Origin of the sequence: Algoriphagus yeomjeoni (assembly GCF_003259505.1) — a bacterium.
Classification (GTDB): Bacteria; Bacteroidota; Bacteroidia; order Cytophagales; family Cyclobacteriaceae; genus Algoriphagus; species Algoriphagus yeomjeoni.
Map to the genome: position 1 here is coordinate 218,939 of NZ_QLLK01000004.1, position 15,805 is coordinate 234,743.

Annotated in this window: 7 protein-coding genes; 1 reads left to right on the forward strand and 6 read right to left on the reverse strand. The window is 40.2% G+C overall.

What is annotated here, in order from left to right:
* Positions 1-2: 2 nt before the first annotated feature.
* From LV83_RS08420 to LV83_RS08440, 5 genes are all read right to left on the reverse strand, one after another.
* Positions 3-3,296 carry a VCBS repeat-containing protein gene (locus tag LV83_RS08420; RefSeq protein WP_111611108.1) on the reverse strand — a complete coding sequence of 1,098 codons (3,294 nt, stop codon included), beginning with the start codon at positions 3,294-3,296 and terminating at the stop codon, positions 3-5.
* Between the two features lie 179 nt (positions 3,297-3,475).
* Positions 3,476-4,741 (reverse strand): glycan-binding surface protein, encoded by a 1,266-nt coding sequence (locus tag LV83_RS08425; RefSeq protein ID WP_245947024.1) that lies wholly within the window; start codon positions 4,739-4,741, stop codon positions 3,476-3,478.
* Between the two features lie 30 nt (positions 4,742-4,771).
* Positions 4,772-6,436, reverse strand: a complete 1,665-nt coding sequence (locus tag LV83_RS08430) for a RagB/SusD family nutrient uptake outer membrane protein (protein WP_111611109.1) — start codon at positions 6,434-6,436, stop codon at positions 4,772-4,774.
* An 18-nt stretch (positions 6,437-6,454) separates the two neighbouring features.
* Complete coding sequence (locus LV83_RS08435) at positions 6,455-9,613, reverse strand: SusC/RagA family TonB-linked outer membrane protein (protein ID WP_111611273.1); 3,159 nt, start codon at positions 9,611-9,613, stop codon at positions 6,455-6,457.
* A gap of 519 nt (positions 9,614-10,132) precedes the next feature.
* On the reverse strand, positions 10,133-11,125 hold the full coding sequence (locus tag LV83_RS08440) for a glycoside hydrolase family 5 protein (protein WP_111611110.1): 993 nt from the start codon (positions 11,123-11,125) through the stop codon (positions 10,133-10,135).
* Between the two features lie 56 nt (positions 11,126-11,181).
* Between LV83_RS08440 and LV83_RS08445 the strand changes: the two genes are divergently transcribed.
* A complete protein-coding gene (locus LV83_RS08445; protein ID WP_111611111.1) occupies positions 11,182-11,640 on the forward strand; it encodes a hypothetical protein in 459 nt (152 codons plus the stop codon).
* Position 11,641: 1 nt separating this feature from the next.
* Here the strand turns inward: LV83_RS08445 and LV83_RS08450 are convergent, their stop codons facing one another.
* Positions 11,642-15,742, reverse strand: a complete 4,101-nt coding sequence (locus tag LV83_RS08450) for a hybrid sensor histidine kinase/response regulator transcription factor (protein ID WP_111611112.1) — start codon at positions 15,740-15,742, stop codon at positions 11,642-11,644.
* Positions 15,743-15,805 lie beyond the last annotated feature (63 nt).

The following is a 15,805-nucleotide window of genomic DNA, read 5'->3' on the forward strand; positions in this document are numbered from 1 at the left end:
AATTAATATAGATATCTAAAAGCTCCTTTATTGGGGATCCCAATCCAGAGCGTATTATCAAAATTCAATGAACTGGAGACATTTGATTTCAAATCCATTCCATTGTACTTTCTGTCCAAAACCTTCCAATTCCCATCTTCGCTTTTTCTTAATACCCATCCTTGGTTTGCATCGATTCTTCCGATTTTCAATCTTGCTTCCAATTGATTCCCCAGAAATATCAAATCATATCCAGAGCCTTTTTTCAATGCATTTATAGCTTGTATAGGAGATGCTTGAACTATAGTGGGTAATGCTATTTCTTCGAATAGCCCATTCTTCAAAGTGAACATCTTCGTTTCCAAATTTTGAGCTTCCACTTTGTTGGCTTTTTCAAGCTCCTCAGCAGCGAGAATATCTTGGATTTTTGCTTTGGAAAAAGCCTCATGGCTAGGAAAAAGAGCCTTTTTCTTGTACATCTGAGCGGCTAATTCATCTCTGGAAAAGAATGGAAACTCCTCTCCCATTACCGGAAAAGTCATCAGGGGATCGACTGAGCCATTGCTGTCAAAATCTTCGAAGTAGATCCGAACTGGATTTTCAGCATCTGTTTGTAAACGTGAATTCAAGCCCCAATTTCCGGCTATCAATTCTGGACTTCCATCTCCATCCAGATCCTGAATTAATATGGACGACCAAAGTCCTGTTTTTCCACCGGGCAAAAACTCTTCCGAACGATCTACTATTTCTCCATCTTTAAAATTTAGAATTCGGATTCTATCAAATTCAGACGCTATAATCAACTCATCAAGTCCATCCTGATCGAAATCATAGGTTTGTGAAGCTCTTACTCTGGATATATTTTCTAAGACAATTGGAGAAAAAGTACCATTTCCTTCATTAAGCCAAAGTTGGCTAGAAACTGATTCCGGCCATCTTCCAGGAACATATCCTGTCCCTACAAACAAGTCATCCAATCCATCTCCATTAGCATCCCAAGTACTAGCATGCTCGGTAGGAAGTATACCAAAGTCAAAAGAGGATTCGGTGAAAACTCCATTTCCATTATTGATCAAAAGCACATCTTTCTGTCTTTCGTCCCTTTCCGTCAAATCAAAGTACCCACCTTTTGCCACGTAGAGATCCAAATCAGAATCTCCGTCTGCATCCAATGTCGCCATTGAGGTAATGGTTGGATGTTCAGAAGAATAAAGCAATTCAAATTTCTCTTTGTATCCTCCAACCTCTCTTGGATAGGATTTGATAGATGATCCATCAGACACGATTATTTCATCTACACTATCGCCATTTAGATCCGCTTCAATTATCGAAACTTTGTTTTCAGAAAGGCTATACAGCAATTGGCTTTGTCGCTTGAAATCATTCGGAAGAGTTGCTTTTGAATCAATCAAAAACTCGCCTAAGGCAACAAAATAGGGTTCTGTTTTAGCTTCAATTCTATATTCTATTTCAGCATCAGCTTCAGAAACCTCCAGAATTTGATTGATGCCGACATTTTTAATCCTGTTGATTTTGCTATTTTTCCATCGTACCTCGATTGAATCAACCTTTTCATTGTCCAATCCGAAGTGCAGAATAGAACTTACATTTCCTTGGTAACCTTTGTAAATCTGCTGCTCCTGAAAGTTGATTTGGCCATTTTGATAGACTGTCACGCGAGCTCCAATTCCATCTTGATTTCCTTCCAGTCCCTTAAGTTTGATTTGGATAAAGTTCGATTGAGAGCGATCAGAAGTCATGTTCCTAAAAATCTGAGCAGGTTCATTCAGATTATTGATCACCAAATCCAAATCTCCATCCTGATCCAAATCTGCGTAAACAGCTCCATTGGAATTCCCCGGAGTATCTAGCCCCCAGTTTTTAGATTGATTCTCAAACTGAATTCCGTTGATATTTCTGAAGGCATAATTACCAACTTTTGTCGCGGGCATTTTCTCTATCAGCGCATTGATCCCAGTCGCCGTAACCTTTTCATTTTGCAGGTATTCATTTCGGTAATTGATGAAATCCAGATTGGTAAAATCCTTCAAGAAACCATTACTGACAAAGAGATCGGTAAATCCATCGTTATCAAAATCTGCAAATAATGGTGCCCAACTCCAATCAGTTGCACTCACTCCTGCCAGCTGCCCAATCTCAGAGAAAGTACCGTCACCATTATTGAGCTGCAACATATTTCGCATCAATTGATGCCCAAGTCCAGCCTTCAAGAAAAGTTTGTAATGCTCGTAATTCTCAGGAGTGAAGAGTAATTTTTGTCTGGTATTATCTTCTGGAAGCATATCCAGACTCATAATGTCCAATTTCCCATCACGATTGATATCGGCCGCATCCAATCCCATGGTGTAGAGACTTGTGTGTCCGATTGCTTCATTTATTTCATTGGAAAAAGTGCCGTCACCCTGATTGATGTAGAGATAATCGGGAGCAGAATAATCATTCCCCAAATAGATATCAGGATAACCGTCTCCGTTGAAATCAGCGATAGAGGCTCCCAAACCATAACTCAAGCCCGTTTCTGTCAATCCAGATGCTTTGGTGACATTTGTAAAAACGCCGGTATCATTTCTATAAATTTTGGTGCTGCTCAAGGAATCAGCGGTACTAAGCATAGCTTCGAATGCATTGATGTTGAGATTATTAAAAAGTCTTGGATTGTGATTGAGCAATAGCATATCCAAATCCCCATCTTGATCAAGATCAGAAAAATATACTGCGGTACTGAAACCTGTATCGTCTAATCCAAATTCAGAAGCTCTTTCTTCAAAAAATGGTATTCCCTGCTTGTCTAACCCTTGATTTACAAACAACTGATTTCTTCTCTGCTCATCTGGCAAATCACCAGAATAGCAGACGTAAATGTCTTTTAGGCCATCGCCGTTGATATCAACGATTGCGGTGCCAGTAGTCCAGGCATTGTCTTTTCCTGCTGTACCCGTTGCCAAGGTAATATCCCGGAAATTCAGGTTACCCTGATTCAAAAAAAGCTTGTTTTGACCTTGGTTTGCTGTAAAATACAAATCTTCAAGTCCGTCATTATTAACATCACCCACAGCTACCCCACCTCCATTGTAGAAATATTGGTAGGTCAGAATATTGGCGACTTCTGTTTCTTGGATTTGATTGGTAAATGCAAGGTTGGTGGAGTCAGTACTTACTAACTCAAAAAGTGTTTGGACTGTTTCCTGCTGTTTTTCTTGGCAAGAGCCAATGAAAATTAGTGCTCCTAGTGCAAGGACTTGGAGGATTCTTAATGATTTATTCTTTCTAAAGGTGAGTTGGGGGTTCAAGCTCAAGGATAAATTAAGTTTTCAAAAGAAGCTAGTCATTTGAATTATAGCTTAAAATGAGGTGGGTTTTAATTTACTGGTGTGGCCTCAGTGACCTTATAGGTTAATTAAGTCATATAGTATAATCTCCGAGGCAGAACATTCTACCCCGGAGACTGATTAAACAAACCTCTTATGCTATACTATTAATTTACTGCTCTAATCACTCGAATGTTATCCACGCCTACGACAGCTTGTATATCATTTGATGTAGTATTTATCACTACCAATCTTAGCTGTTTTGTAAACCCGTCGCCTTTCAAGAAATCTCCATAGGTATTTAATCTAGTAGATCCATTAGTCAGTCGGGTCATGTTTGCCGATAAGGTGTGCCAGCTTCCATCAGTAGCTTTGATCACTTCACTTAGTGGAATATTGTAACTCAATTCATTGCCATTACTATCCGGATACCAGATTTGCATTTCTAATCCCGCGATAGATTCAGTTGTATTGATTGCTACTTCGAAACGAATATCAAAGTTCGTTGCTGGAGTACTTGGCTCATAACCTTCTCCTTCTGGGAAAATTTGAACACCACCCCAATTTGCAAGATTGATAACCTTATCATTATTCCAGCCCCAATTTGCTGGAAACGCCTGATTCATACCTGCGAAACTACCATCTAAACTAGAGATTCCCGGTTGAGAAGGCTGAATCATATCACCTGATATGCCCCATCCCCAGTTCCATGGCCATTCTAGAGCTCCATTAGTATCGAAATCAGCCACCATACCTTCTTGTGCAAAGATTTGGGTATTTCTATTTACAGCTGATCCACCAGATTTGGAAACAACTCTGATAGATTGACCTTCAGAGAAATCTAAATTATCAGGTACTGTTACCTTGAGTGTAGATCCAGCAGAATTCGTCTCAATTCCTGAAGTAACATAAACGTCTTCACCTGGGAAATAAACTGTATCTACGAAGTAGAAGTATCTACCGAAAAGAGTCAATTCATCACCAGCTTGTACATACTGATTCTTTACTTGAGTGACCTGCGGTGCTGGCGGAAGTGTCTGGAATTCTATGATAGCCTCCCCAGATTTATTTACCAATCTTAAGGTGTTTGGAACATTTGGATCAGTAGCTACAGTCGGCACTGAATCTCCTACAGTTACAATCACGGTATTATTAGTCACGTAAGCGGTATTCACTCCTAAAGGATAATCATTCAAATACACTTGCTGCGTACCCAAAAGATTATTACCCAAAATCGCAATTGTACTTCCCAATGTAGCAGAAGTAAATGCACTGTCAGCCGTGGTTGGATCAGTATTTCTAACCCGCTCTATAGTTGGAGGTCCAACATTAATTTCATCCTCCTCAGTACACGCACCAAGTGCAAGTACCACTAGTAGCGCTGAGGCTACTAGCATTGAGTGTGAGGATCTTATATTTTTTATGATGTTCATATGTTTAGCATTTCAATGTAAGTCCACAAATTAATTTTCTACTGAGAAATCATACGGTACAGCAGGCTTTCTCAAGTTTGGAGCCCTAGACAATTCTGCTGACGGAATTGGAATTAGGAAATTAGAAGCATTCACATCAAAATATCTTGGAGATGTATCGCTGTCTGGAATTTCAATTTCCCAAAGTGTAGGATCAGGAATTTTGTCGGCATAGATTCTGAACGTGCCTCTATCTTGGCTAGAAAGGATATCATAAGCCTTTGCTGGATCATAGTAGTGCAGTTTGGTGAATTCATACCAAGCCTGACCTTCCATTGCAAATTCTTTGATTCGCTCCTCAAATACATCCTGCCAAGTGACAGAAGTCAAGGCATTTACCCCTGCCCTGGCTCTTACCATATTCACATATTTCAGGGCTTCAGCTGGATTTTTACTCAATACTGCTTCTGCATAAGTCAAGTAAACATCAGCCAATCTTAGAATGTAAGTATTGATTTCCGTTCCTTGTTGAACGACTTTTCCGGCATTGTCTTCAGGACGACCCACTACATATTTTTTCACCCATGCACGAGTATTATATTCTCTACCTCCCTCAATACTTCTTGCAGGAACTCTTAGCTCTTGAGCTGATCCTCCTGGAGGCACTTGAGTGATGTAAGGATAGTGATCACCTGGGAACATGTAAGTTGCTTTTCTTCTTTCGTCAAATACTAAATCATCGTATAGATCTAGTACCCACTTGGAAGCTCCAATATCTCCACCCCATCCGTCACCGAAACCAGTGATTTCAGAACCGAAGGCCAAGAAAGCCTGAACAGAGTTTTGTGCTCCCCATGCACCAGCCTGACCTGCGTTATAAGTCCATTGTAAAGCTGCCAGTGTTTCTATGTTGTTATTATTCGCTGTTTTGAATAGATCCTCATAGTTCTCCACTAGCGAAGCTCCTGAATTATCGATCACTCGTTTAGCAAAATAAGCAGCAGAATCAAGGTCTGATTGGTTTCTTGAACCACCGACTCCAGCTTTAGTCAGGTACATTTTAGCAAGCATACCTTCAGCAGACCACTTGGTCAAGCGACCATTCAATACTGCAGTTTCTGGAAGATTATCCACTGCATAGCGAAAATCTTTAATGATGAATTGCCAAACAGACTCTTCAGTATTTCTAGCGATAGTTGTATCCTGAAGAAGTGCCGTGTTATTTGTAATAATCGGAACTGGTCCCCAGTTTTGAACTAAGTAAGAATAAGCCAAACCTCTCATGAATCTGCCTTCAGCAATTCCGTGATTTTTGATTCGCTCTGTCACATCTTCACCTGCAAAGGCATCAATGTTATTGATCAAGCTATTTGATTGTGCGACTACGTTATAGAAAGCTCTCCAAGATGTGCCATTTTCAGGAGTCTCACCCGTAGTATTGAATCGTACGTTTTCTAGTTGGTAGGATCCAGATGTCAGTGTACCACCTCGGGCATCACCGATACCGTGACTTGCTTTGTCATTGTAGGCAAACCATACGATATTATATAGCGGAGCAGAAGCTGCCAATATTTGGTCATCAGTCTTGTAGAAGTTAGCGTCTACAATCGCATCCAATGGGGGTCTATCCAAGAAATCTTCTGAACAGCCCACCATTCCTCCCAGTAGCAAAGTAGCTCCTAGGACTAGTTTATGGAATTTCGTGTTTGTTGTCATGTGTTTATAATTTTTGGATTAGAAGTCAACACCTAAGCTGAATGTGTACATTCTCGTCTGAGGATATCTACCGTAATCCACACCGATCAATTGATTACCGGCAGAAACGTTGTTACCTACGGAAGCACCTACCTCAGGATCGTATCCTTTGTATTTGGTGAAAGTGAATGCATTCTGAACACCGAAGGCAACTTTCAGACCTCTAACTACATTCTGTTTTCCTAGCAATTCGTTAGGAACCACATAAGAAAGGTTGATATTTTTAACCCTAACATAGGAACCATCTTCTACAAACTTATCTGAGATTCTAGTACCATTTCCATTAAGGTCAGTAGCAGTGATTCTTGGTATGTCTGTTCCTGCATTTGCAATGAATGGATTACCTGATGCGTCCATTTCGATTCTTGCATAATCATAAGTCTCCAATAACATATTTCTACCCAAGTTCACATTGTTTGGGTTGATGTTTATGAATCTGTTGTAGTTGTAGATATCTACTCCAAGCGCTCCTGTAAACAACACATCAAGAGCGAATCCCTTGTATGCAAATTGCTGAGTCATACCAAAAGTGAATTTTGGCCAAGGGTTACCGATGAAAGTCTGATCACGCTCATCGATTACTCCATCCTCATTGATATCCTTGTATTTGATATCACCTACATAAATTCCATTATCACGATCGACCTGAATTGGATTTCCAGAGTTATCTACTGGTCTTGGAGATGATTCCACTTCCTCAATAGTTTGGAACAAACCATCAGCTTGATATCCGTAGAATAACCAAGGAGCATATCCTGGCTGAGCACGAGCTGTGAAGCTATTCAACCACCAAGCAGTACGGTCGATAAAAGCAGTTTCAGAGAAGAATTTGGTCACTTCAGTTTGGAAGCCTGAGAAGTTATAATTGGAGCTCCAAGAGAATCCACTAGCTCTGTTATCAATGTTGATCGTGTTGATCGTGATACCATAACCTCTGTTTTCCAACGCACCAATATTAACTGTTGGCGTACCGATACTTCCTTCAGCAGATGTACCCATATACCATGGTAGCGGGTTAGGCAAAAGCAGGTTATCAGTTTTCTTCAAGTAGAAATCACCTTCGATCTGAAGTCTGTTGTTGAACATATTCAAGTTGAAACCCAAGTTCACCGTAGAAGTTTCTTCCCACTTCAGGTTTGGATTACCGAATCTGGAAACCAGGAATCCACCTCCCCAAGGAGTAGGAATACTTGGTGAGCTCAATGGCGCGAAGATCGCACCTGCATTACCTTGGTTACCAGTAAGACCTGTTTCAAATCTGATCTTTAATTCATCCATCCAAGTAGCATTCTGTAAGAAGCTTTCTTCAGAAACTCTCCATGCTGCTGAAACAGAAGGGAAATAACCCCAACGATTCTCAGGACCGAAATTCGCAGATCCATCTGCTCTGAATGCACCTAATAAGATGTATTTTTCATTGAAGGTATAATTCGCTCTCGCAAAGTAAGACTCCATAGCCCAGTGATTGGCTCCGCCACTATTAGTAGCACCTTGCGCTGAGCCAAGACCCAACTCCTGCAAATCATTTGAAGGGAAATTAAGTCTAGCTGCATTCATAAACTCATATTGAGACTCCTGTGCTTCATGGGAAGCCATCACGTCCAACGCATGCTTACCCCAAATTGCACTGTAGGTTAACATTTGGTTCCAGTTCCAATAAAAGCTATTGCTGGATTCCTGCGAAAGTGTATTCGTGTCATTAGTCACTACACCAAGCGTATAAGTAGGCGTAAAGAAGTGGCCATTATTGTAGTTAATGCTGGTGTTCACCATAGAACGGAATTTCAATCCTTTGACGATGTCAATTTCTACGTTGAAACCACCCTGCATACCTCTTCTTTTATAGTTTCTATCCAATAGATTCGCAAGAGCGATAGGGTTAGCTGGAGTAAACTGCAAGCTTGATCCATTCACAGGATCCGCACCACCCCAAGATCCATCAGGATTGGTTACTGGTACATTTGGAGCCATTTGGATCGCATTGTTGATTACATCAGAACTACCTGTCGCCAGTTGCTCATCCGTGTGGAATAGCTGAAGGTTCAAACCTAACTTCAACCATTTTCTGGTTTGGTTATCAATATTTGTTCGAACAGAATATCGGTCAAATGAAGACCCAATTGCTACACCTTCCTGATTGAAGTATTCACCAGAAATGAAAAACTGAGTTTTCTCATCTCCACCAGTTAGGGTGATATTATGCTTGTTCAATGGCGCAGTTTTGAAAAGCGCATCTTGCCAGTTTGTTCCTTCTCCCAAAATAGAAGGATCAAGGAATGCTGCTGGAGGATCACCGCCTGTGATTTCCCGGATATCTTTAGTCATAGTAGCATACTGGCTCAATGACATCACTTCTAAATTCTCAGGCTTATCCTGAAGCGTGTATAAGTAATTGTAAGAGATTTTGGTTTCACCAGACTTACCACGCTTTGTAGTGATCATGATTACACCATTTGTACCTCTAGAACCATAGATCGCTGTCGCTGAAGGGCCTTGAAGAACCTCCATTGATTCGATATCGCTAGGGTTCAAACCTGCCAAAGGATTTGTAGATGAGGTGTTGCCATACGAAACAGCAGAAGGCTGAATCTGAACACCATCAATTACATATAAAGGCTGATTGGTACCACTGATAGAGTTGACACCTCGAATATTTACCGAGATTCCTCCTCCTGGAGCACCTGTATTTTGAGTGACATACACACCGGCAGCACGTCCCTGAAGGGCTTGCTCTATCGTTGTATTCACTGTACGCTCTATATCTTCAGATGTCACAGAAACCTGTGCACTAGACATATCACGTTTTTTCATAGTACCGTAACCTACCACCACAACTTCATCCAAAGAAGCCATATCTTCTTCCATGGAAATGTTAATTGTGGACTGGTTACCTACCACGACTTCCTGAGACTTATAGCCGATAAAGCTAAAGACAAGGACAGATTGTGAAGAAGGAGCCGTAATTGCATACGTTCCGTCAACTTCAGTTGCTACACCAGTGGTGGTTCCTTTCACCAACACTGTGACACCTGGTAAAGCTAGTCCATCGGCTTCAGATTTTACGGTACCAGTGACCGTAACTTGAGCCTGAACTACACCTACCAGAAGCATGAGCCAAAGCGGTAATAGTTTTTTCATCATGAGGGGTTTAATTGTAAGAAATTGGTATATAGGTTTTGAGCGGGAAAAGGTATTCCCGAAGCAAATTGTGATAATTGTAATAGCTTGTTTCGCTTCATACAGGTTAGGTTTTGTTTAAAAATCTTAGCAACAAACACCAAAAACTGAGATGAATTCCTAACACCGAACTTGCATATTCGATGAGAATTGAATTTTTAATAATTCAATTGAAGAGAAATTAGATCAGGTTTTTGGGTTTATTTCTTTGATCCGAATAAATGTAGTTTGAGTTATTGCTGCATAGGGTATTCAAATGTTTTTATTAAGGGTATCAAATGTTAACCACTCCGAAATCGTTTGCATAATGCAATTAAAGGCAGTTTTTGTGGTTTAAATCAGGGATGTTTTTCTTGAAAACATCTTTTTATTAACCGCTGTGTTCGCTGAGGATAGCGCAGAGGGCGCTAATCTAACTTCGAACTTTTAATCACTTTGATCATTGAATTTGAAAACTGAACATTGAAAATTTTCTTCGCCTTAGTTCAAATTCTTTTCCAGCGCCTTTTTCACCACCTCTCCCCAAGGCTTAATTTGAGAATCTGTCCAATCGCCTTCGGAAGATGCCGACGGCAAAAGCATAGAACAGGTCTCATCCTTATCCGCTATAGACCAAGCAGCCCAAGAGATTTTTCTGCTCTCCATCCATGAAAGCCAAGCGCCCCAAGATGCAGTATCTATAGGTCCATCGCCGGTAGCTTCCATTCCAGCACATTCGGATACGAAAAGAGGCAGTCCTGCTTTATAGGCTTGCTCTGCCCTTTCTCTCAAATAGTCCTTATGAGTAGCTGCGTAGAAATGCAGCACATACATGATATTTTCCTGATTCAGGATTGGATTCTGAGCGACTTTGTGAATGTCTTGGCTCCAAGTAGGTGAACCCACCAAAATCAAATTATCTGGGTCATGCTTCCTGATTTCAGTAATAATCTCTTCACTGTAAGCTTTCACTTCCTCCCAGGTTTCGTAATCCGGTTCATTGAAAAGCTCATAAATCACATGAGGGTTGTCTCCGTAGGTCTGCGCCATTTCACTAAAAAATGCCTTCGCCTCTTCGGGATACAAATCATGACTATGCCAGTCGATGATCACGTAGACGTTCTCAGCTATGGCAGCATCTACAACAGCCTTGATTTTTTGAAGTGCAAACTCTGGGTTATCCAGATAGGCACCATCGGGGTCCACACCCATCGCTGCCCGTACCAAATTGGCATTCCATTCACTTTTTAGCCATTTTACTGCAGAAGTGTTGTAAAATCTAGGCCACCAGTTGTGCCATCCAAAGCTCACTCCTCTTAACATAACGGGTTCACCGTTGCTATCAGTAAGCTTGCAGTCGGTTACTTTTAATTGCCCAAAGTATTCCACCTCCCCTATGGGATCAGGAACTGCTGGTGTGGGTAAGGGATCAGGTGATGAAGCTTCGGAGCAGGAAGATATAATCAAGCCAGCTACGATTAGTAGTTTTTTCATTTGTTGGGTTGTTAATTGATCATCAAGTTTACACCAACAAATCTTACCCTTAGGGTATGTATTGTTTCAGATTAGGGTATAGTAGGTTAAAAGAACAGCCCAGTCAGCTTTTTATAGACTCGTGTCACCAAAAAGTAGAGCTGTGTCTATTTTTTCATGAATTAGATCAACAAAAAGTAGCGTTAGGTCTATATTTTCATGAATTAGATCAACAAAAAGTAGAGTTAGGTCTAGATTTTCATAAACTAGATCAACAAAAAGTAGCGTTAGATCTATATTTTCATGAATTAGATCAACAAAAAGTAGAGATAGGTCTATGTTTTCATGAATTAGATCAACAAAAAGTAGAGCTAGGTCTATGTTTTCATGAATTAGATCAACAAAAAGTAGAGTTAGGTCTAGATTTTCATGAACTAGATCAACAAAAAGTAGAGTCGAGTCAGCTTTTTATAGACTCGGGTCACCAAAAAGTAGAGTTGAGTCAGCTTTTACTAGTGATGAGTCAGCATAATTAGATTATTCCGCAGCTATTTCTTGCTGGCGGGCGGCGTATTCTGAAGGAAGAATCGAAAACTCTGCCTTAAAGTGCTTGGCAAAATATTTGGCATTATTATACCCAACCATATAGGCGATTTCAGATACATTCAGTTGACTTTTCGCAAGTAATTGAGAAGCCCGTTTTAGGCGAATAAGTCTAATAAATTCTATAGGGCTCTTACCTGTGATAGACTGTAGCTTTTTATACAAATGCACCCTACTCATGCCCAATTCCTTACTAAGAAATTCAACAGAAAGCTGTGAGTCCTCCATATACTTCTCTACCAATGCAACAGCTTTTTGGATCAATTGATCGTCAAGGGAAGTCACATTCACTTCAGAGGCATTGATCTGGATTTTATTCCTGTTTTGCTCCTGAATCATATTTCGCTCACGTAAAAGATTCTTAATACTTAGGAGCAAAACTTCCAGATTAAAAGGCTTTGTGAGATAAAGATTACAGCCACTGTCTAACCCCTGAACCATGGTTTCCTCAGATTTTTTAGCCGTCAGCAAGATGACAGGTATGTGGGAAGTTTTGATGTCCGTTTTTACTTTTTGGGTAAACTCCTTACCATCCATCTGCGGCATCATCACATCAGAGATTATCAAATCCGGTATATGCTGCTGTGCCAAATCCCATCCCTGGGCTCCGTTTGTAGCCGTAAGAACCTGATACGAGTCCGAAAGACAGTCTTTGAGGTAATTTCTAAACTCTACATGATCTTCTGCTATCAGAATCAAATCTTTCTGGTTAGCTCTTTCTAGCACGTTTTCATCATCCTCTACTTCCTCCCAATTTTCCTGAATAATTAGATTTATAGGAATACTCAAGGTGAATACTGAACCCATACCTGGTTGGCTTTCTACTAGGATTTCACCATTCATCGTTCGGGCAAAATCCTGCACTAGCGATAACCCAATACCACTACCTTGATTGAGCTGCTGCTTATGCCCTTCTGTGGTGTAAAACCTGTCGAAGATCTTATGCTGATCATCTATGGAAATACCAATCCCCGTATCTGAAACTGAAAGATTCAGCATTGCCAATTCTTCATTCTCCTGCTGAAGCTCTAAAGTGACGGTGATCGCACCATCTTCAGGAGTGAATTTGAAGGCGTTTGAAAGCAGATTAAAGATAATCTTCTCCAGCTTGTCCGGGTCAAATATTGCCTGCTGACTATGCTTATTCGTCTCAAAATTCAGGTGTATATGTTTATTTTCAGATAATTCATGGAAATCAGATACACATTCCTTGATAAACTGAACTACATCCCCTTCCGAAGGATGAAAAATTAATCCTCCCTTCTCTACATTTTTCACATCCAACAACTGATTGATCAACTTTAGCAGACGTCTGGCGTTACGTTGAATGATTTTGTACTGACCTAGCAAGCCCGCATTATCAGTCTCCGATATAAGATGTTCTGTTGGGGTAAGAATCAAGGAAAGCGGTGTCCTGAATTCATGGCTCAGATTTGTGAAGAACTTGGTTTTCAATCGATCCAAATCCTGCACTCTTTTAGCTTCCTGCATCGCCTGCTCCTTGTCAAATTTCTCACGTTGCCGGGATAAAAGCTGATTTCTGAAGTAGAAAATAATGGCGACTATGATAATAAAATACAAGAAATAGGCAATTGGTGTTTTCCAAAAAGGCGCTAGAATTTTTATATCCAATTGGTACTCATACAAACTCCAGCCGTCCAAAACAGTCCCCGGTTGCACTACAAGAGTATAATTCCCAGGATCTAGGTTAGTGAAGGTTACTTTCGCTAAGTCATCATTTAGATAAATCCAATCGTCATTGAATCCAATAAGTTTGTACCGGTACTTGTTTTTCTCTGGATAAAGGAAATTCAACGCGCTAAAGCCAATAGAAAATATGTTCTCATCATGCCGCAACATAAGCCTGTCCATATTCTCAAGAGATTTTGGCAAAACCACCCTATTACTTAAGATCTCTCCTACTTTGACTTCTTCATTGAAAAGCTGAAAATCTGTAAAAACTACTGCTGGGTTGTTCCGCTCAAAGGCAAAATTTTCAGATTTAAAGATGTTGTACCCATTTGGTCCACCAAAAATAAATTCATCTTTACTCGTTTTTAAAGCGGAATTTTTATTGAATAAAGCGGCTTGAAGACCATCTTTTTGGTCAAAATTCTGAAATGAAATCGAGTATGGATCTACGCTTCTATTAATCTCGGCAAAGATCAACCCCATCTGAGAACTGATCCAAAGGTTATTGTCCTCGTCTTCCAATAAATCCACGAGATAGGAAGTGGGCAAGCCTTCTTCTTCTCCATAATGGACAAATGAACTATCAGAAGTATTAAAATAGTAGAGGCCAGTCATACTTGTCACCCAAAGTACGCCTTCCTTATCCATAAATAAATCGGTGGTATTAGAGTCTACTAATCCATTTCCTTCAGTTTCTGAATAAAATCCATGTTCCCCGGTTTCATAATTCAGCACGTTAATTCCACTCCCACCCGAGATCCAAATATTGCCGGATTTATCCTCGGCAAAGCCAGTGATGTACTGATTATTGGTATAGAACGGAGCACTACCAGCTGGATAGTTATGAAAAACCTTTCGCTCCTTATCTAACATAGAGATCCCTGAGCGAAGCGTTCCTATCCAGATTTTTCCAGTGCTATCTTCGAAAAGCTTCCAAATACTTGGTCCTGGTATTCCAGCTTGTTTATCGGGCTGGTATTGATAGTTTTTAAATTGTTTGCCGTCAAAGCTTCCCAAGCCATTCAGGTATGTACCAATCCAAAGAACTCCTTCCCTATCTATCATCAAATCAACGATGACGTCCCCAATAAGGCTGTTATTAGATGAAGGGTCATGCTTATAATGAGTGTAGGTATTTGTTTTCCTATTGTGATAGTAGAGACCGCCACCATTTGTACCAATATAAAGGTTGCCTAAACTGTCCTCTGCAAAGGCATTGACATCATTGAATGGAAGTGAATTAGGATCTGAAAAATTTTTTCGGACGTGAGAAAAGCGCAACAATCCCTGATGGTAAAAGGCAACTCCCTTTTTATGCGTACCCACCCAAATAATGTCTTCATTGTCTTTATACAAAGCATAAATCACATTATGAGGCATGGTATTATCCAAGGAGTTCTCACCAGTTAAATATTTGACTCTGCCACTAGATTTATCAATCACATTAATACCACCATGATCAGTACCAAGCCAAATTTGCCCTTTCTTGGCTTCAACCACCGATTTCACCATGTTATTATTCAGACGATATTTACCTCTACTTTCTTGGTTAGCCTGTACTTCATGCGTGAAGCCATCCACCTTAAAAACGCCCAGATCTCGATCTGGATCATAAATCCAGGCATCTCCATCTGAGTCAATTGCCATTTCATAATTAGCAACTGTCGGTATCTCATTTTTCGGAAGCTTCAAAGTTTTTGTGACTATAAGTCGGTTTGGGTCGAGCAAGTCTATCACTCCAGAATTGTGAATCACCCAAATAAGTCCATCTGGAGCCTCTCCTATGGAGACTATTTGATTTGAAAAAAGACTTCCAATTGAATTGTTCTTTTGTACATAAACAGTTTCTCCTGAATCCCCATCATATATGCTGATACCTTTTGATGGATGTGTAAACCAAAATCTATTTTGGCGATCCTTCATCAGCATCCCAACTGAGTCCGATGCTAAATCATAAACCGATGAAAAAACTGTAACTCCTCTGGAAAATTGCTCAGTTTCAGGGTTATAAATATCAAAAATACCGTTTACATTTTTTATCCAGAGCTTATCATTAGGTCCTACAAACAACCTGTGGATGTTGTTGTGTGAAATAGAGGTGGAATCTTTCGTATTTAAAAAAACTTTGGTGCGGGTACCATCATACCGGTACAAACCATAGGCGGTACCATACCACATCATGCCGTCAGCATCTCTTATTATGCTCAGAATATTTGAATTTGATAACCCTAGGCTTTCATCCAAATTTCGAAACACGAGCTTCTCAACTTCATCCTGTGCAGTAAGAGGTCCTGCCCAAAATAAAAGCAAACAAGTAATTCCGAATAGCACAAATCCTTTCATACACGACAAACTAGGGCTGACAAATTATGAGAATAATAAGTAAAATCTTACTTCAATAACTAA